Annotated in this window: 23 protein-coding genes and 1 pseudogene; 13 read left to right on the top strand and 11 right to left on the bottom strand. The window is 62.0% G+C overall.

What is annotated here, in order from left to right:
* Positions 1-63 precede the first annotated feature (63 nt).
* The 6 genes from HMI59_RS23070 to HMI59_RS23045 all read left to right on the top strand — a co-directional run bounded on the left by HMI59_RS23070 (position 64) and on the right by HMI59_RS23045 (position 5895).
* The gene (locus tag HMI59_RS23070) at positions 64-1734 is read left to right on the top strand and encodes a DUF4434 domain-containing protein (RefSeq protein WP_193593928.1); all 1671 of its coding nucleotides are present in this window, start codon (positions 64-66) and stop codon (positions 1732-1734) included.
* Between the two features lie 223 nt (positions 1735-1957).
* A complete protein-coding gene (locus HMI59_RS23065) occupies positions 1958-3580 on the top strand; it encodes a BspA family leucine-rich repeat surface protein (RefSeq protein WP_193593927.1) in 1623 nt (540 codons plus the stop codon).
* A 57-nt stretch (positions 3581-3637) separates the two neighbouring features.
* Complete coding sequence (locus tag HMI59_RS23060) at positions 3638-4084, top strand: hypothetical protein (RefSeq protein WP_227471668.1); 447 nt, start codon at positions 3638-3640, stop codon at positions 4082-4084.
* Between the two features lie 24 nt (positions 4085-4108).
* A complete protein-coding gene (locus HMI59_RS23055; protein WP_193593925.1) occupies positions 4109-4402 on the top strand; it encodes a hypothetical protein in 294 nt (97 codons plus the stop codon).
* 117 nt (positions 4403-4519) lie between these two features.
* Positions 4520-5062 (top strand): hypothetical protein, encoded by a 543-nt coding sequence (locus tag HMI59_RS23050; RefSeq protein WP_193593924.1) that lies wholly within the window; start codon positions 4520-4522, stop codon positions 5060-5062.
* A 74-nt stretch (positions 5063-5136) separates the two neighbouring features.
* A complete protein-coding gene (locus HMI59_RS23045) occupies positions 5137-5895 on the top strand; it encodes a hypothetical protein (RefSeq protein ID WP_193593923.1) in 759 nt (252 codons plus the stop codon).
* Positions 5896-5950: 55 nt separating this feature from the next.
* Here the strand turns inward: HMI59_RS23045 and HMI59_RS23040 are convergent, their stop codons facing one another.
* The gene (locus tag HMI59_RS23040) at positions 5951-6655 is read right to left on the bottom strand and encodes a metallophosphoesterase (protein ID WP_193593922.1); all 705 of its coding nucleotides are present in this window, start codon (positions 6653-6655) and stop codon (positions 5951-5953) included.
* A gap of 166 nt (positions 6656-6821) precedes the next feature.
* On the opposite strand from HMI59_RS23040, the gene HMI59_RS23035 reads away from it, so the two are divergent.
* Positions 6822-7241, top strand: coding sequence for a hypothetical protein (locus HMI59_RS23035; protein ID WP_193593921.1), 420 nt, complete (start codon positions 6822-6824; stop codon positions 7239-7241).
* Positions 7238-8110 carry a hypothetical protein gene (locus HMI59_RS23030; RefSeq protein ID WP_193593920.1) on the top strand — a complete coding sequence of 291 codons (873 nt, stop codon included), beginning with the start codon at positions 7238-7240 and terminating at the stop codon, positions 8108-8110. Before HMI59_RS23035 ends, HMI59_RS23030 begins: the two co-directional genes overlap by 4 nt.
* Positions 8111-8225: 115 nt before the next feature.
* Here HMI59_RS23030 and HMI59_RS23025 read toward each other — a convergent pair whose 3' ends face one another.
* Entirely contained in the window at positions 8226-8399 is a 174-nt protein-coding gene (locus HMI59_RS23025) for a hypothetical protein (protein WP_193593919.1), read from the bottom strand.
* Between the two features lie 1669 nt (positions 8400-10068).
* On the opposite strand from HMI59_RS23025, the gene HMI59_RS23020 reads away from it, so the two are divergent.
* A complete protein-coding gene (locus HMI59_RS23020; protein WP_193593918.1) occupies positions 10069-10752 on the top strand; it encodes a ParA family protein in 684 nt (227 codons plus the stop codon).
* Positions 10753-10782: 30 nt separating this feature from the next.
* On the top strand, positions 10783-11400 hold the full coding sequence (locus HMI59_RS25850) for a hypothetical protein (protein WP_227471667.1): 618 nt from the start codon (positions 10783-10785) through the stop codon (positions 11398-11400).
* 251 nt (positions 11401-11651) lie between these two features.
* Here the strand turns inward: HMI59_RS25850 and HMI59_RS23010 are convergent, their stop codons facing one another.
* The 4 genes from HMI59_RS23010 to HMI59_RS22995 form a co-directional block, all read right to left on the bottom strand.
* Positions 11652-13469, bottom strand: coding sequence for a MarR family transcriptional regulator (locus HMI59_RS23010; RefSeq protein WP_193593917.1), 1818 nt, complete (start codon positions 13467-13469; stop codon positions 11652-11654).
* A 218-nt stretch (positions 13470-13687) separates the two neighbouring features.
* The gene (locus HMI59_RS23005; protein WP_193593916.1) at positions 13688-13915 is read right to left on the bottom strand and encodes a hypothetical protein; all 228 of its coding nucleotides are present in this window, start codon (positions 13913-13915) and stop codon (positions 13688-13690) included.
* Positions 13916-14142: 227 nt separating this feature from the next.
* Positions 14143-15981, bottom strand: coding sequence for a MarR family transcriptional regulator (locus HMI59_RS23000; RefSeq protein WP_227471666.1), 1839 nt, complete (start codon positions 15979-15981; stop codon positions 14143-14145).
* Positions 15982-16191: 210 nt separating this feature from the next.
* Positions 16192-16425 (bottom strand): hypothetical protein, encoded by a 234-nt coding sequence (locus HMI59_RS22995; protein WP_193593915.1) that lies wholly within the window; start codon positions 16423-16425, stop codon positions 16192-16194.
* A gap of 1050 nt (positions 16426-17475) precedes the next feature.
* Between HMI59_RS22995 and HMI59_RS22990 the strand changes: the two genes are divergently transcribed.
* The gene (locus tag HMI59_RS22990) at positions 17476-18324 is read left to right on the top strand and encodes a VCBS repeat-containing protein (RefSeq protein ID WP_227471665.1); all 849 of its coding nucleotides are present in this window, start codon (positions 17476-17478) and stop codon (positions 18322-18324) included.
* 134 nt (positions 18325-18458) lie between these two features.
* On the opposite strand, the gene HMI59_RS22985 is transcribed toward HMI59_RS22990, so the two are convergent.
* Positions 18459-18953, bottom strand: coding sequence for a hypothetical protein (locus HMI59_RS22985; protein WP_193591318.1), 495 nt, complete (start codon positions 18951-18953; stop codon positions 18459-18461).
* On the opposite strand from HMI59_RS22985, the pseudogene HMI59_RS26150 reads away from it, so the two are divergent.
* Positions 18945-19187 (top strand): annotated as a pseudogene (locus tag HMI59_RS26150) (DUF4304 domain-containing protein); the annotation flags it as partial. The gene HMI59_RS22985 and the pseudogene HMI59_RS26150 overlap by 9 nt on opposite strands.
* Positions 19188-19277: 90 nt before the next feature.
* Positions 19278-19553: a hypothetical protein gene (locus tag HMI59_RS25840; RefSeq protein ID WP_227471658.1), complete on the top strand. Its 276-nt coding sequence runs from the start codon at positions 19278-19280 to the stop codon at positions 19551-19553.
* 79 nt (positions 19554-19632) lie between these two features.
* On the opposite strand, the gene HMI59_RS22975 is transcribed toward HMI59_RS25840, so the two are convergent.
* Genes HMI59_RS22975 through HMI59_RS22960 form a run of 4 tightly spaced genes read right to left on the bottom strand, consistent with a single transcriptional unit; the run spans position 19633 to position 22846 of the window.
* Entirely contained in the window at positions 19633-19863 is a 231-nt protein-coding gene (locus tag HMI59_RS22975; protein WP_193591320.1) for a hypothetical protein, read from the bottom strand.
* The gene (locus tag HMI59_RS22970) at positions 19856-21418 is read right to left on the bottom strand and encodes a recombinase XerD (RefSeq protein WP_193591321.1); all 1563 of its coding nucleotides are present in this window, start codon (positions 21416-21418) and stop codon (positions 19856-19858) included. The genes HMI59_RS22975 and HMI59_RS22970 overlap by 8 nt, the downstream gene beginning before the upstream one ends.
* On the bottom strand, positions 21408-21743 hold the full coding sequence (locus HMI59_RS22965; protein WP_193593734.1) for a helix-turn-helix transcriptional regulator: 336 nt from the start codon (positions 21741-21743) through the stop codon (positions 21408-21410). The genes HMI59_RS22970 and HMI59_RS22965 overlap by 11 nt, the downstream gene beginning before the upstream one ends.
* On the bottom strand, positions 21740-22846 hold the full coding sequence (locus HMI59_RS22960; RefSeq protein WP_193591322.1) for a site-specific integrase: 1107 nt from the start codon (positions 22844-22846) through the stop codon (positions 21740-21742). Before HMI59_RS22960 ends, HMI59_RS22965 begins: the two co-directional genes overlap by 4 nt.
* Between the last annotated feature and the right edge of the window lie 111 nt (positions 22847-22957).

Genomic DNA, 22957 nt, shown 5'->3' with positions numbered 1-22957 from the left:
CGGAAGAAGCTCTTCCGGCGCTGAATGCTGCCCTTTTCAGGGACCGCCGCACACATCCCAGTCATGAGTAAACTCGCACAACGGTCCGCACGGATCGTGGGCGGTCTGATGGCTACAGCATTCCTGGCCTGCACCCTCGGTGCGCCCGCCCACGCCACACCGATAAACAAGTATCCGATCAGCGGCTTCTTCATCAATGCCAAGACCACCGACGCGTTGAACGTCGACAAGCTGAAGGCCATCAAGGCCGTCGGCGGCGACACCGTCATCACCTTCGGCAACACACTCCGGCCAGCGACCATCAACAGTGCCGGACAGCTGGTTACGGGCGACAAAGTCAATCCCAATTTCAATGATTGCAAGATCAATGGGAGCTCATGCGTCACTGCTGTGACAGCCGGCTACAAAATCAACCGCGCCTTCACCTTCGAGAACTACAGCCGCATCTCGGGGACGGCGATAAAGTGCGCCAAGGACAAATCCTTTGTGAACAACGGTCAGTCCTACACCCTGTTGCTCATCCCGACCATCGACAACGGTTGCACCTCCTCGAACAATGCGTACGACCTGGTTGCCACCTACGGTGGTTCTGTCACCAACGCCGACCCGGCCCTGTCCGTGGCGGCGGCAGCAACTTCGCTGGGCATGAAGTTCTATGTCGGTCTGCCGGCACCCGCGAAGGACACCTTCACTCCCTGGCTGCCAGACATGTCTTACAGCGCCACCCTGCAGAAATTCACGGAGCGCTTCGTGATGTTCCATGCATCGCGGAACGACGTTGCTGGGTTGGCTGGCTTCTACCACCACACCGAAATGCCGATGACCCCCTCCGCGCATTACGACCCCATCCTTGATGTCTACCGGATGCAAAACGCTGCCATCAAGAAGTACATGCCGGGCCGGGAAGCTCTCGTCAGCCCGTACATTGATGCCCGCATCGGCAAGGGCGCCCTGACTCCTGACCAGGCCCGCGACGCGGCCAAGAAGATCGCTGACACCAATTCCGGGATCCATCTCAGCATCGCCATTCAGGACGGCATGGGAACGTCCAAGGGAGCGGCCTACATGGGCAACGAGGCTGGTTTGAGCGTTGATCCCTTCGCCGAAGCCTACGTTGGCAGTGGCACCTGGGGAAGCAAGTACGTTGCCCCAGTCAGCGAATACTTCAAAGCCGCCGCAGAAGGTGTCAAGGGTACTGGTGCCAGCCTGTGGTCCAACCTGGAGGGCATGGCACCGACCAACGACAAGACCGCCAACAACTGCGACAACCAGCTTCGTGGCAAGACCACGAAGTCCCGCCTCGACCGTCAAGTCCAGGCCGTGGGCACCACGACATCGAAGAACATCTCGTTCATGTGGGACAACTACTTCATCTGCGCAGTAGCCCCAGGCAGTAACACGCTGGCCCAAGACCTGACCGCAAGGGGTAACGAGCCGATCATCAGCGACACCAGCCTTTCCGCAAGCGGACAGATCATTGTCAGTGGCTACAACCTGTCCGGTTCCAAGGTCTCAGTGAAATTGCTCAACCAGGGCCGCAAGGCAGAAACGAAGTCAGCCAACCTCGAGTGGATCGACGTGACATTCGGTGCCCGAACCGGCCTGGATAAGCGAATGGAAAGGGCCTCCTTCAATCTTGGACCCGTATCCGTCCCTGCAGGTTCCTACTACATGGTGAACATCACGAACTCGACGGGCGCCACCAACTCATCCTTCTACTCCAAGCTCTACTAGGAACAGAACCGGCAGCAGCATATGGCCCTGCGAACACCAGTCTCCCCAAAGGGTCGCTGCTGTCGGTCCAGTCTCTATCCCGAACACCCTCACTGATGACTCGCGAGGATCCAGCTTCCCCGACTCAACACGGCCCGAGTGCTTGATTCACCTCGCGAAAATCAACTGACAGTTCGTTACCGAATACTCCACCCACAACCAAGGAGGCGTCTTGCATCGCCCATTGAAAAACGAAGCTGGCGCCTTCGACCTGCCGTCCATCATTGTCGGCGCTGCGGTGGTCGCAATCCTCGCCTTGGGGGTTCTGGCCACCCTCTTCGGCGTCATCCCCTGGTCCCAGGACCTTGCGGCGAGGCAGGACCTGAAGGCGTTGGCCGATGCGGAGAAGACCGTCAAGGCCATAGGCGGTCAGGACACGGCGCCACAGAACATACACGGTCTCACCGGATACCAGGACTATCAGGTGCTTGTTGATCACGAAGTCCTCTCCGAAAGCGACGGCCTCGCTGCAGAAGCCGGCCAGCTCGGTAGCTGCTTCGTAGCAACAAGCACGTCCGCCACCGGGAAGGTCTTTTGGACCGACAGTATGAACGGGGAAATTACCGAATACAGGTCTGGGGACACCAGCGGATGCGGAGACCTCCAAAAACTGGCAGGAGAAAGCCCCCGGACGCCCAGCATCGCAATGGTGTCGACATGGAATACATCCGCTCCAGGTTGCGGGACGATCCAACTGCCGATCGACGGTGCCGTTTCCGGGACCATCGACTGGGGAGACGGAACAACGGATCCAATGAGTATCCGTCCCACGCACGCATACGCCAGCCCCAGCCCCTCCCAGAAGATCGCTCTCTCCGGGACCTTTACACAGTGGACGGGGACGAACGCGGCGCTCACGGCGGCGCTGCCCTGGTCGAGGGACTGCATAACTTCTGTCGACGAATGGGGTGAAGGTACCGGGGTGCAATCAATAGTCGGCGGCTTCGCGATAGCCCCGCGCCTGACCGATGTTGCCAAACCGCCGACCACCGTAACCGATATGACCGCCGCCTTCTACTACTCACAGGCCTTCAACGGTGACATCAGCGACTGGGACACCAGCAATGTCACCAGCATGCGTTCAATGTTCAATGACGCTCAAGCCTTCAACGCGGACATCAGCCGCTGGGACACCGGCAGCGTCACCGATATGGGCATGATGTTCTACCGCGCCAGCACGTTCAACCAGCCCATCGGCGGTTGGAACACAAGCAAGCTCACGACGATGGGCAGCATGTTTTCGTCCGCTACTTCCTTTAATCAGCCCGTGGGATCGTGGGACACCCACAACGTGAACGACATGCGAATGGTCTTCTCTGGTGCTAGCTCGTTCAACCAACCAATCGGCACCTGGAACACGAGCAAGGCCAACAGCCTCATCTGGATGTTTGCCAACGCCCCCGCTTTCAACCAGCCGATCGGCGATTGGGACATCAGCAATGTCACGAGCACATCCATGATGTTTGCTGGCGCATCCTCCTTCAATCAGCCCATCGGCAAGTGGAATACCGGAAAAGTAACTACCATGAGCGGCATGCTCGAAGGCGCTTCTGCGTTCAACCAGCCCATTGGAGCCTGGGACACCCGTAACGTCGAAAATATGGCCTACTTGTTTGCAGGCGCCTCCTCCTTCAACCAGCCGCTGGATGGTTGGAACGTCGACCGGGTAACAATGAAGGGGAACATGTTCACAGGTGCTGCATCCTTCAACCAGGACCTCAGTTCCTGGAAGGACAGCCTCCCGTCATGGGACACAGCTGGGTTCCCAGCACAGTTCCCCCGGGAATTTTGGCCGACCGTCCGCTAGCGAACGCAGCCCCGCCTTTCGTTGGCGGGTTTACGGTGAGCCGCACACCTCATGGGTATGACGACAATGAACCCCGCACGCCAACCCCAAGGCGTCCCCACAGGCGGACAGTTTGCCGCTGTCCCCCATGCAGAGCCTCGAATCTGCCTCGCCACCTCACCAGAGCTGGCCCCGCTCGGAAAATACCAGGTCTCCGCACCGGCACTCCAGGCCGCACGCGAAGTGTGGGCTGCCGTGGAAAAGGAACCCGGCTGGAGGCGGCATGAGGCCGCAGAGGTCTGGGCAAAGGAACGCGGCTTCGAAGCCGACACCTTCGACTACTACCCCGCCGCCGACCAGGCCCACGGTAACGGTGTCGTTCTGGTCAGTGAATGGGGCGCCGCCGTCACGCTCAGCGGCCAGGGCCGGCGCAACTTCTCCGTGGACCTCGACGGCGACACCGACACCCTCGACACCGGAGATGACGGAGGCAAGATCGCCCCGGTCACCTTCATCTACGTCTGACCCGCCTCAACTGAAAGGCCCCACATGACGACAGCCGCCATGTCTGCCCGGCACGCCGCCCACACCCTCGTCGACCCTGCGCTGGGCAAGAAAGCCTGGGCTCACGAGTCCACCGGCAGGCACTACGTTCCCCAGAGCCTGCGTGGATACCTGCTCGGCCGGGCCCTGGACGTCGTCATCGTTGCGGCAGCATCCTTCGCCCTGGCCAAGGGAAGGACGGCAACGACATCACCCCGGACGACAAACATTGGCACCTCCGCCGCACAGAGGGCGATGACCAGCTCGACCCCGGCGCGGCCGTCCACCTGTACCGGGTAGCAGCGGCTTCTTCAGCTACGAGCACGAAGGCGTCGGCTACGACACGGAGACGAGCACATTCGTCATCGACATGGACCACAAATTCTCCGCCTGACCAGACCAGCAGAAAGCAGGACAATGACCACCGCACGACAGCCCCAGGGCATCCCCACCGGAGGCCAGTTCGCCGCAACCACCCACTCTGAACCGCAGATCACCTTGCCGGCCGGTTCGACCAGCATCGAGGAATTCGTGGCGCAGCGCGACGCCGTCAGGGAACGCCGGGACGATGCCCGGGACGACTACGATGGCCTCGACATCCTCGCCCAGCGTCTCTCCGCCCGTGGAGTCGCGGCCTCCATCCTGGCCAAGTACCCCACCGCCGCAACGCTCAGGGTCGCGGAGAACCAGGACGGCGAAAACCAGTTCGACGCCATCTCGATCACCGCGGCCGACGGCACCGTGCTGGAGCATGTGGACGACGATGACGCGTGGACGTGCCACGAGATGACTCCAAACGGTCCGCAGATCCAGGAGCTGGTCTGGGAGTTCAACCCGAGGGACGACCGTTGGGCCCATAAGATCGGGGAGATCACCAACAGCAAGTTCGACGGCAAGACCGTCGACATTGACCTGCACGCGGCACTGAACGCCTCACTCCCCGACGAACAGAAGGACTGAGACAGCTGCTGCCAATAAGTGCCGGGGCGCCACCGTCCCGGCACTTTTGCGTCCCAGCCGTACACATCCCAGGCATGACCACAGACATCAGCCGCCAGCCCAAGGGCATCCCCGCCGGGGGCCAGTTCGCCGCCACCGCCCATGCCGAACCAAGCCTCGAGCTCGTCCCGGCGAACCCGAAGACCGTGACAGAGCACTTCCTTGGCCGCGAAGCGATCTTCGCCAAGCGGCGCCGGATCCACGAGCAGCTGGAGCGGCTGGAACGGATCCAGTCCGCACACTCGCTGCGCAGCGTTGCGGCCACGGTCCTGGCCCGCTTTCCCGGCGCAGCCACGCTCCGCGTCGGCGCCGACGAGGACGGCCGGGACGAATACGCACCTGTTTCCATCGCCAACGCCGACGGAGGTCTCCTGCAGCTGAACACCACACAGGCCGACTACGACGACGAGTGGATGTTCGAGCAGATGGTCCAGGACGGCCCCGACATCCGGGAACTCGTTGCCGATCTTGACTTCCATGACGACAGCTGGACCGAAGGCGTCGGCTTCATCCACGGAACCGGTAAGCGCCAGCGCAAGACAGTGGACATCAACCTCCAGGCCGCCCTGAACGCCCCCGACCCGTTCATCGCCGAAGAGCATGACCCCCGCACCCGGACGCTCTCCTCGGATGAGCAGACTGACCTGGTGGAGGCCGCCAACCACGGCGTCGCTGCGATGGAAGACGTCCTGGAAGACAACAACAGCTTCGATGAGCACCGGCAGTTCGAGGTGCTGGAGAACCTCAAGGACCGGGTCAACACCCTCCTGACGGTGACCAAGCAGCCAGAGTAGAAAACGAGAGGGCCCGTCCGGCACACGCTGGACGGGCCCTCTGTCATGTTGAGGATCAGACTGGCTTATAGTCCTCGACGGTCAGGCTGTCCAGGTCCAGAGAGACGAGATTGCCTGCCTTGTACTCCTTGTCCAGGACGTGCACTCGGGTTTCCAGGCCCGGCATGAGCCCGGTACGGCGCTGGTGCCAGTGGCCAGAGAAGACCAGCTTCGGCTCAGTGTTTCGGACCGCGTCACGGAGCAGGGAGCGGACAATGTAAGACTCGCGCTCGAGCGCCTCGGGCAGGTCGAACATGGTCTCCACGTCGATGCCCGCCGGCACATCGTGGGTGATGAGGACATCCAGCGGCTCCGTCCCCAGCAACCCGACGTCGCTTGGGACGGTTGTCTCTTCCAGGAACCAGTCCCGTCCTTCAGTGCCGCGGTACCGGTCTATCGAGTACGCACCGCCGAGCGCCCCGAAGCGCACTCCCCCGAAGTTCCACCGGTGCCCCCGCGGGGCGTACAGCAGCCGGTCGCTGATGACTCCGAACCCGTCCATATTCAATAGCAGGGCCCGCAACTTCGGGTGAACGTCATGGTTGCCGTCGACGAAGATGAAGGCCAGGCCCAGTTCCTCCAGCAGGCGGGCCAACTCCGCGGTGAAACCGCCGGGTTCGGGGTAGTCCGGGTACTCGTCGTACCAGAGTACCTTCAGGTCCCCGACATGGACGATCACCTTGTAGCCGTCCCGTGCGGCGCAGGTCAGTGCCTGGCGCATCCAGCGGTGTTGCCGTGCCAGTCCCCCGCGACAGCGATCTTGCGAATCTCGTCGGGCTCAATCCCGAGCCGCATCAGTGTTTCCATTCCCATCATGTGTGCGGCACAGGCGATGTCCGCACTCCCCCGTGCCGGCGGAAATGCATCGAGCCGCACACGTTCCGGGTATGACTACGATTACGGCCCGCCAGCCCAAAGGCATTCCCGCAGGTGGCCAGTTCGCCGCGACCGCCCATGCCGAGCCCGGCACCGTCCTGACGGCACAGCCCTCGTTCCAGGCACACTCCCATGCTGAACTCCTCAGCGACCGTCTGAACCACCTGGACGAAGCACGGGTCGCCCGGTCAGCGATCTACGACGCCCTGGAGCGTGGCGAATTTGGCGACGCCGGCGTCGTGGTCCGTGATCTCCGCAACGACGACCGGCTCCTCCGGCTCGCCATCGACCGCTACGTCGTAGCCGAGCACCAGGAACCCGGCTCCGCAAACCCCGAAGCTACGGGCCACGGCCTCGGCCAGCACCTCATCGACCTGCAGAACGAGGACATCGAGGACGGCGTCTACGCCCTCAAGGACGTCCGCTCATGACCGTCACTGCCCGGCAGCCCAAGGGGATCCCGGCCGGCGGCCAGTTCGCTGCGAGCACGCACGCTGATCCATCCATCCAACTGCAGCTGCTAAAGGAATCGGAGGACGTGTTCGGCATGTCCCCCGGCACGCGTGTCATGGCCGGAAACGAGTTCGGCACCATCTCCGAGGCCGGCAAGGACCGCAACGGCAACGTGACCGTCGACCTGGACGGCGGCGGCTCGCTGCACCTGAAAGCCGACCGTGTCGTGCCGTGGGAGGCATACCTAGACACGGTCATGCCGGCGGTGGACTACGACCCCGACCCGGAGACCCCTAAGATCGACCAGGCACAGGCGGACCGCGCCCTTCGGGGAAGCTTCGTCCGGATGCGCAACGCCCTGGACTCCGCCAACCGCAGTGGCGACACCTACTTCCAGGGCGTCGCCTTTGGCGAGGCAGAGGTGGCCGCAGCGCTGATGAACGCTGACGCTGATCCGGAGACGATCGGACGCAGCCGCGGTGAAGTGCTGAAGCTCGGCCTGCCGCTTGGCGCCGACCATGAGGCACTCTCCGCTGCTGAGATCAAGAAGCGCACGTCGGCACCCCTGACCTCGCTGCGGGCACGCCGTCTGGCCGGCTACTTCACGGCCCGGGCTGTCGAAATGCAGACCCACAACGGATCCATCCCCCAGCGCGACTGGGGTACGGCCGAGTGGACGAAGCAGGGTGCCCTGCTCGCGTACTCCCAGGCTGCTGTCCGGCTGGCTGATGGTATCCCCCACAGGGAGGACAGCTACCGCGAGAAGCGTTTCACCCGGCTCCTGGCCGATGGCGAAACGAACATCAACACGATCATCGGCGAGACGTTCGACGACGGCGCCTGGTAGCCATCAGGTCAGCGGCGCTGTGCGCTCCTAGTAGGCCCCGGGATCCGTTCCGCCGGCCTCCTCTCAGTCCACCGTTTACTAGCCCTGGACACTGGCTCCGGACCCTCAAAGCGTGTTAGCAGAACGGGCAGGTTGCCTCGTCGGTGATGGCCCAGCCGGAACGCTGCGCTGCGCGGACGGTTGCAGCGATCGTGATTGCTTCAAAGGTTGCAAATGACGACCGCAGGCACGTGCCTGACACGCATCCGTCACCCGCGAGTGTAGTGCGGTAGCTGACCTCGATGCTCATGAAGTCCCCTCACAGAGCGGCCCCATGCCGCGCTGATGTCCAGGACAAATCTACGAGGCCCCCGGACCATAGGGGCCAGTGGTGTGAAGACTTCACCCTGCCTTTCACCCCGTCAAACGGACTGAAGGACCGGCTACGAACAGATCCACTGGCTCCAGGCACTCCGAGAGCCTGTAACTACCAGAGTCACGGAGTGCCAGACAGGCGGACACGCAGGCACTCCGACCTTCAGGCCGCCATAGTCCGCGACTCTGTTGCATACAGACTGACAGGCGCTGGCAGTGGCCTGACCGCCAGAGTCCCTAGGGCCATAGACCCGCGCACCCACGGCCTCAGTGACTCTGTTTCCCCCGGATGCGCGGGGCCCGTGACCCTGTGACAGCCAGACTCGCGGATGTCTGTGACACCCAGACCCACAGACGCGGCGACCCTGTGACAACACACGCCGAGAGCCACAGACACTGTAGTTCTGTTCCTTCCAGAGTCCCTTGGTAACGGAGTCTGCGACCCACGGACTTACAGCGCCCCCGGAGACTGTGACACACAGACCAGCAGCCGCACGGTCTCTGTGACAACACACGCCGAGAGCCACAGACACTGTAGTTCTGTTCCTTCCAGAGTCCCTTGGTAACGGAGTCTGCGACCCACGGACTTACAGCGCCCCCGGAGACTGTGACACACAGACCAGCAGCCGCACGGTCTCTGTGACTCTGTTCCTCACAGACTCACCTACCCGGTGAGCCTGCGGCTAACAGATACACGTGATACGAGAGTCCGTGACACACGGACTCACAGACGACCGTCCGGGACCAACATAGCGACAGCCCGAGTGAGTCTGTAACTTCCTGCGCGACGGTGCCTGCGAGTCTGTCACTTACAGGCTCGCCGTGCGACAGAGTCCCGGACAAACAGGGTCCCTGACTCACGGTTCCCGTGCACGTGCAGACCCGAGAGGCCGCATGACCTTGTGACAACGCGACTAACAGAGTCCGGGACCGCGCGGCCCACGGACTCGCAGACCAACAGTGCCACGGACCACGAGGCCACAAAGGGGCTAATCCCTGGAATGGTGCACGGAGTCACGGACTCACTGCGTAACAGCGCCCGGGGACACGTGACTCTGTTACTACCAAACCAGCAGAAGACTCCGAGAGTCGCCGACTAACAGACTCACAGCCCATGTCAGTCACGGCGCCACAGCGACACGAAGTCACAGACACGCCGATGAACGGACTCTGTAAAAACTTTCTCGGCCCGCATCTCAGGGCGTCATGACGTGGCCCGAAAGCGACAGCGAGCAGTAACCGTCAGCGGAGCGGGGGAGTGGTCGGCCACTATGGCCCTCTGCAGCGGCCTGGAGCAGGGCCATACAGACGGCGAGGGCCGCGGGCGCGCAGCAACCCCTGCAGGCGCTGCCGGGAGCGCAGAAAGAACCGCCACAGACTCACAGAGTCGCGGACACACGTGCTCTGTCGTACGTTGAGTTTGAATACTGACGGCGGTTCTCCACGATGGGGGAGGTGTTGCCTGCTAACTTCTTCTTAGCGCTTCCCGGCGGCAACGAACCAGAGTTCCATCAAGGTCATCTTTTGGCCCATGAACTATTGGTACCTTCGTCAACCCGTCTGGCCTCAGCGCACGACGACGTTATCTATAGAAGGAAGCCACCATGAGGATCGTTGCGGTCATCAATCAGAAGGGCGGCGCGGCCAAAACCACCACGGTGATGAGCCTGGCGGCCATTGCCGCGCAGCATTCCAAGGTCCTGGTCGTCGACGTTGATCCCCAGGGATCGGTCGACCTCTGGGCAGCCAATGCGGAAAGCCTGCCCGAAAACGAACAGCTTCCCTTCGACGTCGTGTCAGAAACCGACCCCACGCACCTGCTTCGGATTCGAGAACTCGACTACGACATGGTCTTCGTGGACACCCCGGGCAACATCGACAACACCGCCGTACTACAGGCTGTCGTCGAGAACTCGGACTTCGTGCTCATGCCGACCGAGCCCGCCGGCCTGGGTCTCCTGCCCCTGATCAACACCTACAACAAGGTCGTGGCCAAGTCAGGGAAAGATTATCGCGCAGTCATCACACGAGTTGACACCACTTCTCTCGGTGACGCCGCCGATGCCCAGGAGTTCCTGCGCAACCACGGCCTCAATGTCTGTGACACCATCATCCGCCGTTACAAGGTGCACGAGCGGGCGCCACTGACCGGAGCCGTGGTCACCGGCTACGAGAACAGCAGGCACGCCCAGAAGGCTGCCTTGGATTACAAAGACCTGAGCCTGGAGCTGATGAGCATCTGGGCCAACAACAACAAGACGCTGGCCGGCGCCGCGTCCGGAAAGTAAGGAGTAGCAGCGATGGCACGCTTAGGCGCTATGAGCAGCATGTTGTCGGCCCGGGCCGAAGAACTGGTTGAAGTGACCAACCAGCCGCAGGTGCCCAAACTGGTTGCGGTGCAGCAAGACAACCAAGCTACGGATGCTCCCGCAGCCGTGGATCCGGAACCGGAAGCTTCGGAGGCCGCTGATGCCGAAGCACCCGCCGGCGACACCGCCCCGGCAGAAGTAGCTGCCCCGGAGGATGAGGAGGAAGACGACGCCGAAGAGGAAGAGTCCGCCCCTGCTGCTGCAGCTCCCGCGGTCGTACAGGAATCCAAGACGGTAAAGAAGACCAAGTCGACGGCAGCCAGGCGCAAGCCCAAGCCCGAGGCACCCGTGGTTCCGGCTCCGCCTGCCGAATCCAATGGCCGGGCCCATTACACGGAGCTGATCCGCAAGGAGCTTCGCCTGCACCCTGGGCAGTCTGCAGACCTGACAATCCTTACAGTCACCATCCACAACAAGAAGCGGGGGAGGGGTGAGCGCATTACGGACAACACCCTTATGCGCATTGCCCTCGACCTGCTCCTGGAGCGCAAGCACGAACTCCAAGGAACCACCGAGGATGAGCTGCGCGCTTCGGTCGGCCTACCACCTGTACAGTACGGCGACTAACGCGTGGGGGAGTAAGGCCCGCATCCCGGTAGGGGAGCGGGCCTTTTCTGTGTGGTCCGTGACTAACAGAGTCCGGGTGTGCGCGACTCCGTTAGTCCGGTTCTCCGTGTAGCTGTTCGTCACGGAGGATGTACGCCTGCGAGTCTGTTGCGCTGTGACTCTGTGAGCGTCACGCCGGGCGACTACATGTCATCGTATCGCCAGTCCGTGGCGTGGCCGGGGGAGGCCACATCCAGCCGCCCCACCCACGGTCAAGCAGGACGGCTGAACGCGATGTCGGCGAGCATCCAGTCGTCGGGAGGCCCTTCGTACTCATGCCAGGGATAGTCATCGTCGGGTGAGAGCAGCTCCGCGACCGTTCTGACATTCCGCGCCAGCCATTCGCGCCAGATGGTCCGTTCGATGCGGTAGCGCTGCAACTGCGCCGCCACTGCCTCCAGAACGCCGAAGTGTTCCGCCAGGGCCTTCAAGGAAGTGGACGCCACCCGCGACCACGCCAGGTCCCGACCGCGACGGGTGAGATTCCATGCGGAGAGCAGTTCCAGCGCCTCAATCACTGCGGTGCGGGAGAGCCTGGTAGTGCGGACCAGGGCCATCGTCGATAGGGGAGTGGGGGAGTGCTCCAGCGCTTCATAGACGAACGCAGCCGGTAGTCCTAGTTCCCTGAACACCGGCCGCAGCGCGTGTATCTTGCCCTTCTGCCAGGACACATCCTCTGCTGCCTCTTTCAGTTCTTCGGGCACGGTGAGCATGTAGAGATCGCCCTTCGTGCCGCGTCCCTGTTCGATGAGCGTCACGAGTGGATCCGGTTCGGCCCTGAGGGCCCGGAGGTGGACGCCGACACTGGTGTGGTCCATCCCAGTGGCCACAGCCAAGGACCTGATCCCGAACTCGATGAACCTGCTGCCCGTCATATGGGCTGCTTCTCCAAGGGCACGCAGGAGCATTCTCCGGCCAAGTCCGCTGCGGGCGTCCTGGTAGCGGACTTCCCGGATCCGGAGTGCATTGCGCCAGGTCCGTATGTACCGGTGCTCGGCATCGGAATTTTTCACAGGTGAATTACTGCCCTGTAATCCTTGCGGCTGTGTATTTGGCTGGCTTGTGGGGGATTTACGGACATGTCTTTGGCCTGACTGGCTAGGGGGATTTTTCTTGAGGTGCTCGATGGCCTTGAGCCAGTCGCGCTTCAGGGAAGGCGCACGGTGCCGGGAGGCGTAGCGGGCGTAGAAGGAGGCCAGACCTGGCCAAAGGCCCTGCTTGAGGCGGCGGTCGACATCGGTCAGGCTGAGCCCTGCGGCTGCCGCGCCGGTAATGACTGCCTGCCTGGCGTCCGAATCCGAGGTGTACCGTTTGGTGTCGTACAGTCCCGTCGTGGCGATGAGCTGCATGGCGCGGGACATACGCCCGGCTGAAGGAGTCGCTGTAGGAGCGTCAAGATCCGGGGCGAAGGCTTCCTGGTTGCGGCGGGCACGGACGGCCGCGATCTCTGCAGCCAGGTCGCCGGCCAGTGCTTGCCATACCTCTGCACTGTTGGGCCTGCGGACGACGTCGTAGGCGTGGGACAGGCTGCCCTCGAGCTGCTGGTGGCCGCCGCGTTTGTGTGGGGATCCCGGGGTTCGCATGCAGCCGTGAAGGAGGTTTTGGTGCGGTGTCTTGTCGAGGCTCCGTAGCCTGGTGCCAAGGGCTTCAACGAGGTCGCGGGCTGCGGCGAACGGGACACGCTCTGCCAGGGGAACGTAGAGGTGGCGGCCGCCAGTGGGGGAGTGGTCCTCAATCCACCGGGCCCCGAAGCGGCTCAACCAGGCTTTCGTGGCGTTGGTCTCCGCGTCAACCAGAGTTGTTCCGCCGACAGAGGTATCAAAGTCGAGGAAGATAGCCGTGCAGCAGCCGTCCTTGCCGAAAATACGCACGGCGGCGGGGACGGAGGGGAGACCCTCGGTCAGGTTGCGTTCGTGCTTCAGCGGATAGGACTTGCCGCCATCACGGGAGAGGCGCACCCGTGCCTGGCCGGCCAGGCACGGTGAAAGAGCGGCCCACACGGTGGCTGGGTCGTCAAAGCTGGGGGACACGCCGTGACTAACAGAGTCACGCAGGACGTGAGCGTGCTGGGGTACGATATTAGTATTCCTTCAAGAGGGAATGGCTAAAGGCCGGTCCTGGCAGACCGGTTTTTGCAAAAAGAAAGCCTGAACAGGGCTTTTGTCTGATTTACGAACTGTCCGCCGGGAAGCAAAGCAGTTCGTGAATCACTGGCTTCGAAGGCCCGCCTCGTGCGGGCCTTCATCATTTAAGAGGCTATTTGGATCGGTAGCTCCTCCTGGCGCCTGATCTTGCTCAGGTCCGTGTGGTCGATGCGTTCATTGACGATGTGGGCCAGCCAGTCACTGACGTACTCGAAACCTTCGGCTTCGGCCAGCTCCCGGACAATATCCGCGCGCGGCGTGGCGAGGCGGAACGCCATGACGCGTCGGTCGCCCTTGCCGGGCCTGCCGGCCCGTCGGTTTGTTGTAGCCATGTTTCTCACTGTCCTTTGAATTCCAGCGCCCCTTAGAGCGGCTCGATTTGTTCTCGTGACACCGGGCCAATTGGCCTTCAGAAACTGCCTGGCAGCAATTGCTGAAATCGTCTCCGATCCCCTTGAACGTATCACTCACCTGTGTTAACTCCGTGGATTAAGCAATTTCTGAAATTACAGCGTGTCCTCTCACCTGCGGAAACAACGGGCGGCTGTGCGCGCGCTCCTTACCGCTGGCCGAATGCAAGATCGGCCAGGCTCCATTCGTCCGGTGGCCCCTCGAACATCTCCCAGGGGTAGTCGTCGCTGGGGGATAGGAGCTCGGGAACGGTGTTGACGTTCCTGGCCAACCATTCACGCCAGATGATCCGCTCGTGGCGGTAACGCTGGATCTGCTGCGCCACGGCTTCCAGGACACCGAAGTGTTCGGCCAGCTGCTTCAGGGAGGTTCCGTGAACTACCGACCAGGCGCGGCCCGTGTCACGGTTGACCAGATTCCAGGCGGCCAGGATTTCCAGAGCTTCGTGAACTGCAGACCGGGACAGCCTGGTGACCGCAACGACCTCCATAGTGGATAGCCCGGGGGATTGCTCCAGTGCTTCGTAGACGAACGCCGCCGGTAGACCCAGTTCCCGGAAGACCGGGCGGAGGGCGTGGATCTTTCCTTTCTGCCAGGTGGCGTCCTCGGCCGCGGCCTTCAGATCCTCGGGGACGGTAAGCATGTATAGGTCGCCCTTTGTTCCGCGGGCTTCCTCAACCAAGGTGACAAGGGGGTCCTTCTCCGCGCGAAGCTCCCGCAGGTGAAGGCCGACGGTGGTGTGGTCGAGCCCGGTGGCCACGGCGATCGACCGAACCCCGAACTCAACGAATCGGGAAGCCGTCATATGGGCTGCTTCCCCCAAGGCCCGCAACACCATCCTCCGAGCCATACCGGTCCTGAACTGCTGATAGTTCATCTCTCTGATCCTGAGAGCATTGCGCCAGGTCCGGATGAACCGATGCTCTGCATCGGGATTTGAAAGTGAGTTTGAAGCCTTTATCGCTGCCGCCTGTGTATTTGGCTGGCTTGTGGGGGATGTGCGGACATTGTTCTTCCCTTCCCGATTCGTCGGGTTTTTGCTGAGGTAGGTGACGGCTTTCATCCAGTCCCTGCGCAGGGCCGGGAGTCGGTGCCGGGCTGCATACCGGGCGTAGAAAGAGGCAAGTCCGGGCCAGGTTCCCTGGAGCATCCGGCGCTCCACATCCACCAGCTCGAGGCCGGCGGCCGCGGCGCCAACGATGACTGCCTGGCGGGCGTCGGAGTCCGTGGCGTAGCGGTTCGTGTCGTACATCCCGGTCTGGGCGAGTACCTGCATGGTCCTGGACATTCGGCCCACGGGCTGGTCGAGGATGGGGGCGTCCGAGGATGCCGGGTTGAACGTTTCTTCCAGGCGTAGCGCCCGGACGGCCTTGATCTCGGCAGTCAGGTCTTTGGTCATTGCCGCCCAGATGCTCGGGCTGTTGGGGCGGCGGGCAACGTCGTAGGCCATGGACAGGCTCATCGCCAGCTCCTGGTGGCCGCCGCGCTTGTGCGGAGAACCAGGGGTGCGCATGCAGCCGTGAAGCAGGTTCTGGTGCGGGGTCTTGTCCAGGGTCCGGTATCGGGTGCCTAGCGCCTCGACAAGATCCCGCGCTTCGGAGAAAGTGACCCGCTGCGCCAGCGGGACGTAGACGTGGCGGCCACCGTTGGGGGAGTAGTCCTCAATCCAGCGGGCCCCGACTGAGTGCAGCCAGGTTTGGACGGCCCGGACGTCGGCTTGGACCCAATCGGGGCCGGCTACTGACGAGTCAAAGTCGAGAAAGATGGCGGCGCAGGTGCCGTCCTTGCCGAAAATACGGACTGCCGCGGGAAACGACGGGAGCGCCTCGGTGAGGTTCCGTTCATGTTTCTGCGGGTAGCTCTTACCGGCGTCGCGGGAGAGGCGGACGCGTGGCTGTCCGGCAAGTAAGGGGGAGAGGGCCGCCCAAACTTGGGCAGGGTCGTTGGACTGGCGCGACACGCCAGCCTCGGGCAGGGCTGGCAGCACGCGCGCGTGCTGATGTACGATGAGGACATTCCTTTCAAAGTGAGCGCTTCGGAGGGCTAACAAAGGGCCGGCCCGCCAAGACCGGTTTCATAGCACAACAACTGGTGGACCCGCCAAGGTCTACCACTCGACTTACAGACTGAGCGCCGGGAAGCAATCCAGAATGTAAGTCTCAAGCTTCGGAGGCCCGCTTAGTGCGGGCCTCCATTTTTATGAGGCGATGCGGATGGGCAGTTCCTCCTGGTGGTGGAAGTGGTTGCGCAGTGCCCTGTCCTCGATGAGCGACCGGGCAACGGCGGACGAGACGTAGTCAGAAACTGTGATGCCCTTCGCTGCGGCGACCTGGGCAACTTCTTCAGCCGTCTCTTCCTGTACGCGGAAGCCAATGTATTTGCGGAGGCCCCTGCTGGGTCGTCCGCGTCCACGCTTGATTTGTGCAGCCATTGTCTCGTCCTTTGAATCTCGTCCAGCTGCCGGGCCGGACTGCTTCATCGTTGGTGTTGCTGGTAGCCGATCTGGCCCTGCATTTTTGTTTGCAGGTTTGCGGCTGATTCGAAGTTAGCACCGGCGCCGATAGCAACCGGGTATTTGTTAACTGCAAACACTAGGCGTGTCGCAGGCAACGCGGGAACATGCCGACCGACGCAGTGTCCACCGCATCAATGTCCTCCTCCCAAAGGTTGAGATCGAATCTAGCCCGCCAAGCCGGGCCTCGGCGCTGTATCGGCCGTTCTTCACCCCTCGCTTAACCCCTCCATTCGTCCCAGGCCGGCTCGAGCCCGGGGGAGGGGTGACAAAGTTAGTGATAGCGGAAAATCAGGTCCAAGCCGGTCCGCTGGCAGCAGGTGGTATTTTCAGCTATCACTAAGTGCGCCGGTTGCTCATCAGGTCGACGCTACTGAAGTGGCCAGGCCGAAGGAGAGCCTCGGCGCATGCTGGTCCGGAGAGCATCGTTGGAAGAGCCCGGCGCGGGCTCACACGCGCGGGCGCGCGGAACCAACGTTAGTCGCCGGAACCCAGACGACCCTCTATGTCGGCTGAGCAGCTACTGCGCCTGGTCCGGATCCCAGTCGTCGTTCTCCAGGCTCTTCAGGGTTTCGATGAGTTCCTCAGACCGGGGTAACTGGTCGGCCGGCAGGGCCGGTGAGGTAGTCCGCAGCTTCTTTGGCCGTAAGGTCCCCGTCAGCCGGCAGTCCGTCCCGTCGTTCTTGGTCCAATCAGGCCCCCTCGTTGGTGGACTAACACCCGTAGGCACTCTTGACCGGACTCCAGTCATTTACCCGGGTCATCATAGGCCGAGCATCGTTTCTACGTGGCGCCACCTGCATGTGCTCACTCATAGTTCGGGGGAGTCGGTGGTCAAGACCGTGGTGGCAACATCGGCGGCGGTGGCTGGAGCGCTGGCATGGTAGCCCCGTTGCCCCACCCCATGGCTCTGGATATGCTCATCTTGCCCGTGCCCCGTCGGTACGGCATCACGGCTTGAGGGACTTGATGCGACGTTTATTTTTGGGTGCTTGCGTAATTGCCGCCACGATGTTGGGCAGTGTCGCCTTCGCTGGACCCGCCCGAGCCGAGGACTTCTCGTGGCATAACCTTGTCCAAGATGACCGGGACGGCGGCCTGATTTTTGGGGACCTCGTCACCATTCGCGACGATGGACTCGCTTACGTCTACGCAGACAACGGTGTCTCCCAGCCTGAGCGGACAGCCGGTTACGTCGGACCGGACGTCAACGCGATACTCATGCCGGGGGACTGGGACGGCGATGGCTACGCAGATTGGATCTATCGAAGTACCGATGGATCACTCCACCGGATGCCAGGCTGGAGCGGTGGCACACCAAGGAATCAGATTGGCTGGGGATGGGACGTCATGACCGCCCTGACATCCCCGGGGGACTGGGACGGCGACGGCGCCCCGGACGTCTTGGCCCGGGACGCCAGCGGTGCGCTGTGGCTGTACCGCGGTGACGGGGATGGTCATTGGTATCCTGGCCGCACACAGGTGGGCTCCGGATGGAACATCATGAACGCAATCTTTAGCGGACATGACTTCAACGGTGATGGATCATCAGACGTCCTCGCCCGTGATGTCTACGACGCCCTCTGGCTCTATCCGGGAAACGGCACCGGTGGCTGGCAAAACCGCGTACAGATCGGCAGGGGCTGGCAATCGATGGCAAAATTCGCCGCACCGGGTGACTTTGACCGGGACGGCGTCGGAGACGTCATAGCGCAGGACATCAACGGGAAGGTCTGGCTATACCCAGGAAACGGCACCGGCGGCTTCACGGGCCAGCGCTTCCTGATGGACGTTCCGGCGTCCAAAGTCATGGGGTAGTGGCCCGCTAGCTTGCCGACCAACTGTTTTCCGCAGAGCCGAATTGATGCATCAGATGCAATATCAACCTCTTTTAGTGGCGTCCCTGCGGATTGGATGTGGACGTATTCCTCGTTGTGAGGTGAACCGTTCGGCTACTTCGGTGGCCAGGGCCCGTCGAGGAGCTTCTTTGCTTCGTCGACAATCAGCTGACCTATTTGGTGTCGGTCAATGGTCCAAGATGGTGTCCAATCGTCCCACTCGCTCACTTGGCCGACGAGTGGTCTGAGTGATTCGGGATATCCGAGTTCGTCCCATCCTTCCCACCAGATGAGGCGACCCGCATACTCGGGCTTTAGTTCCCCGTCTACCAGCGCCTGGCACAGCCATCTGACCAAGTTCCAGCGTTCGGGCGTCGTCTTCGCGGGCGTCGGCGGCGCAATGTTCAACTCGTTTACGACTGCGTTGAATAGATCATGCGCGTCGCCTTCCTCCCGTCGCGTAAGGCCAGCTAGGAGCGGCAGCGATGGAGAATCTACGCCATCCAACAGAGCGTTTAGAGCTGTTGCAATCAACACGTCGGCGCCCACAATTTCCTCGTAAAGGGCTTCCCGGATGGCAAGCACGCGGAGATCGTTTCTATGCGTCATAGGACGAGTTTCGCAGAGGGCACGACTGCGTCGATACATTCGTCAGTGCGGACGTCTCCATGCTGGAGAATATCCCGTGTGGATAGAACGAAATTGGTCGAGTCGGCCTTCGCTGGCGCTTTCAAGTTGCGTGGTTTCCGTAAGCGGGGTCGGAACTGGTTCCGGACGACGTCGGCCGGTGAGTATCAGGTGGTTAATCTTCAAAAGTCCCGGTGGGGGAGCGGAGACTTCTATCTGAACCTGGGTTGGGACTCATCGGTCCCTAGTGGGGAGTTCCGTTCAGAAAATTTCTGCCTTCTGAGCCTTCGAGCCGAAGAAACAGACGTGATTCCGACGATCGATTTTGCTCGACCTGATGGCTTGGTTGCACGGGACCTTCCGGGAACCATCCTGCTCGACGCTGAAATGGGTAGCCGGATCCCCGAGGATTCGTTCCTCAAACAGCTCACTGAGGTTGTCATCAACCCGGTCGCAGACTTTATGGACAGTACCCCGTCTGTGGTCGATCTGGTTCCGCTGCTTTCTGCCAAGCCCCAGTTCGCTTTCGTTCCCGTGCGGGAAGAACTTAGCCGCCGAGGATATGAGCTGCCCCAGCGCTAGGACACGGCGGGATTCATGGCAACCAGAAATCGTGGTCGTCCACAATCCGATTATCGGCGAGAGCCGTGGTGCCAGAGGCCTAGACCCTCAGCAGGGGCAGCGGCACGACGTAGTATTCCTTTGCTTTCCTGTTTGTCACGAAGGTGCGGCATCGGGATTGGGCTTCTTCTTCGGAGTTGAACCGTAGTGCCTGGTTTTCTCTGGGGGTCCATTCGTCGCCGGGCCGGTCGGGATGCAGGTAGTAATAGAACGTCTCGCCCGTGTCCAGGCGCACGACGATGCCCCACGCGGCCGGTTTACGCTTACCCATTCTGGTCCTTTCGTTTGGTGTCTTTCAGCTTTTCTGGAGTGTGGTTTGTCCGCCGGTTGACGTAGCGGGTCCATGCGTCGCCGGCGTTGTCGGCGTGAATGAAGGCTACTTGGTGGCTGTAGCCGAGTGCGTCGGCGACCAGCGGTGGTGGTGTGATGGTGAGGAGTTCATCGAGGGCGGTGTTTCGTGCCCCGCGCAGGTCGATGCCGAGGCTGCGTAGCCTGTCCATGATGGTATTGGGGTGAAGGTGTTGACCTGCGCGGGTGCCTGGGAAGAGCCAGGGGCTTTGGGTGTTTGATCCGGTTCTGAGGTTGGGCCGGTCTGCCAGGTGCTGTTGGATGAGGTCTGCTACGGGTGTTGGGACGGGCACTGGGTGCAGGCCCAAGCTGATTCTCATGTTGCCGGTGGTGTAGTTGGTCTCTATGGCGTCGGTCCGGAGTTGGGCGACTTTCACGAGCGGTTGGGCGTAGAGAAGCAAGAGGGCGCCGGCGACGCGGTAGGGCAGGGATTCGCTGGTGCCGGTGAGGAGTTCCCGCAGCCAGGCGAGGCGCTGGTCCTGGGTGATTGTGGGTCGTGTTTTCGCGGTGTAGTAGCCCATGTTGACGCGGTGGTTGGTGCCGGTGTTCTTGATGAAGATGATGAACGTGCGGATCTGTTTTCTGGTCGTGGGTCCGGCGGCGAGCCAGGCGTCGATGTCTTGCTGGGTGCAGGTCGCTGCTGTTCGTTGGTGCGTTTCCCAGAGCCAGAGGAGGAATTTGGTGGTTTCGGTGATCTCTTGTTTGGCCGAGTGCACCGGGCCGCGGGCGTTCTTTTCCGGTGTTGTGGTGGTCCGGATGCGTCGGAGGTGGTGCCAGGTCGCGAAGTGCTCGACTGGTTTGGCGACCTCCTCGGGCAGGGGGTCGAGTTTGGCTTTGATCCAGGTTTCGAACCGGGCCACGTAGGGGTCTTGGTAGGGGAGCAGTTCGTGGTGGACGAGCAGGGCGCGTAGGTGGTTTGTTGCTCGTTCGGCGGTTTTGGCGTAGGTATCGAGGCCTTCGTGGGTCAGGGGTGTTGTCCCGTTGGCGAGTGATCTCAGGAGGGCTTGGACTGTGGCGGAGCGTTTCCAGGTGATGATGCTTTCGGGGCGCTGGGCTTGGCAGAGGACCTCGATGAGCCGGGTTGCTGTTGAAGGTTCAGTGGGGTTTGTGGGGAGTAGTTGGGTGAGGTCGTCGCGGAGGGCGCAGCGGGCGCAGATGCCCGTTCGGTAGAACTCGCCTTCGTGGTTGCAGCGGGTGCAGTGGAAGTCGTGGGTGATTCCGGCGCAGGGTGCGCATCGTGGGCCGCCGTTGGGTTCGGGTGGGCCGGGCAGGAGCCGGTGTTGGCCGCAGTCGGGGCAGGTCCCGTGGGTGCGTGTTGCAGTGGTGAAGCAGGGGCCGCAGATTTTTCCTTCGGGCCAGGTGGCGCGTGTTCGTCCGGCGCTGCGGCTGCAGCGGGCGCAGGTGGCGGTGCCGGTGGTGCGTGGCCTGCCGCGGGTGGTGTTGCGGGCAGTCAGGCCCGTGGGTTGGTCAGTTGTCATCGTTGATGATGCGGGCCCGGCGTGGGCGGACGGTGCGGTTCAGGTCGACGACGTTGGGGGAGTTGGTGCCTGTTTTGCGGGCGCGGATGTCCGCGGCTGTGACGGTGATGAGGTCCTCGGGTCCGCAGGAGAAGATGTCGCAGATCGCTGCGATGACTTGTAAGGCGACGCGTTCGGGTTTCTGGTTGACCAGTCGATAGACCTGGGGTCGTGACAAGGTGATGCCGCGTTCGGCGAGCAGGGGGATGAGGTCGGTGGTGTTGTGCAGTCCCCGTGCTGCCATGAGCTCGGCGAGCCGCCATCTGTATTCGACTTCGCGTTTCACCATTGGCCTCGCATCTGCGTGCCGAGGACGTCGTTCATGGTGCCGTCCAGGGCTGCCCGGAGGGCGGTGTTGCGGAAGTCGTCGCTGACGAATTGGTAGATCCCGGTGGTGGAGGCGTGTTCGTGGCCCATTTGATATTGCACGAATCTAGAATCCCACCCATCCTCGAGCAGGTGCGTCGCATAGGAGCGTCTGAGCGAGTGAAGGTCCAGGCCGTCCATGGGCATGCCCAGTTCTTTCAGGTAGCGCCGCAGGCGGCGCAGCAGGGTCGATTCGCAGATCACCCCGCCCCGCTCACTGGGAAACAGGTCGAGGGTGTCGAGGGTTCCGCGGCCGTTGGCGAGCCAGTCGTCGATGATGCCGGAGGTCCAGTCGAACACGGTCAGGACGCTGCGGGATTTGTAGGGGGAGCCTTTGAGGGACTTGCCGAAACGGACTTTGCAGATTCCTGTTTTCCCGAACCTTCGTGCTTGCGGGTTGGTCGCGAAATCGACCGTTTGCAGGTGGCGGAGCTCGTTGAACCGGAGTCCGTAGGAGTACGTGACTTTCAGCATCACGGAGTCTCTGTAGGCTGCTTGCCAGCCCTTCTTGCCGGAGGCCGCGATGAGTTCAACCTGGTCATCCGCGTGGTCAAACAGCCGTTGCAGCTCAGCCCTGGTGAACGGCCTCTTCGAGGGCCGGCCTTCGTACTCCTGGGTGTGGGATGCGGTGTTCCAGTCGAAGAAAACCTGGGACGGGTGGGTGCCGAAACGTTCCTCGCAGACTCGGTCCCAGCCGTAGTCGGGATTGGAGACGTAGGAGCAGAACCGGCGAAGGGAGGACTGGTAACCGCGGATAGTGGACTGCTTCAACTGGTAGATCGAGCGCAGGTCACCGAAATACTCCTCGACATGCTCCGGCCCCCAGTTCCACGGAAACTCGTTCACATGGTTCACGAACCTCTTGACGCAGGCGATGCCCTTATCGATCGTGTCGAACTGCAGGTTCCTGGAGAGCTGCTGGTTGCGCCACCCGGTGAACATGTCCTCGAGCGTCTGCTCCTCTGGATGCAACAGGCGAACAGCACTCAGCTGCAGCACACGCCCGGAACCATCGACCGCCATTATTCGCCTCCAAAATCGCCCGAGAAAACATGCTCAAAACTTGAATCAATGATTCATCAAATGCATCATCAAGGCAAAACAGCAGGTCAGAGGCGCTTCTTGTGTCGTCAT

The organism is Paenarthrobacter sp. YJN-5, from assembly GCF_015040095.1.
Lineage (GTDB): Bacteria > Actinomycetota > Actinomycetes > Actinomycetales > Micrococcaceae > Arthrobacter > Arthrobacter ureafaciens.
The sequence above is the reverse complement of the archived record's forward strand: the minus strand, read 5'-3'. Positions and strand labels throughout refer to the sequence as shown.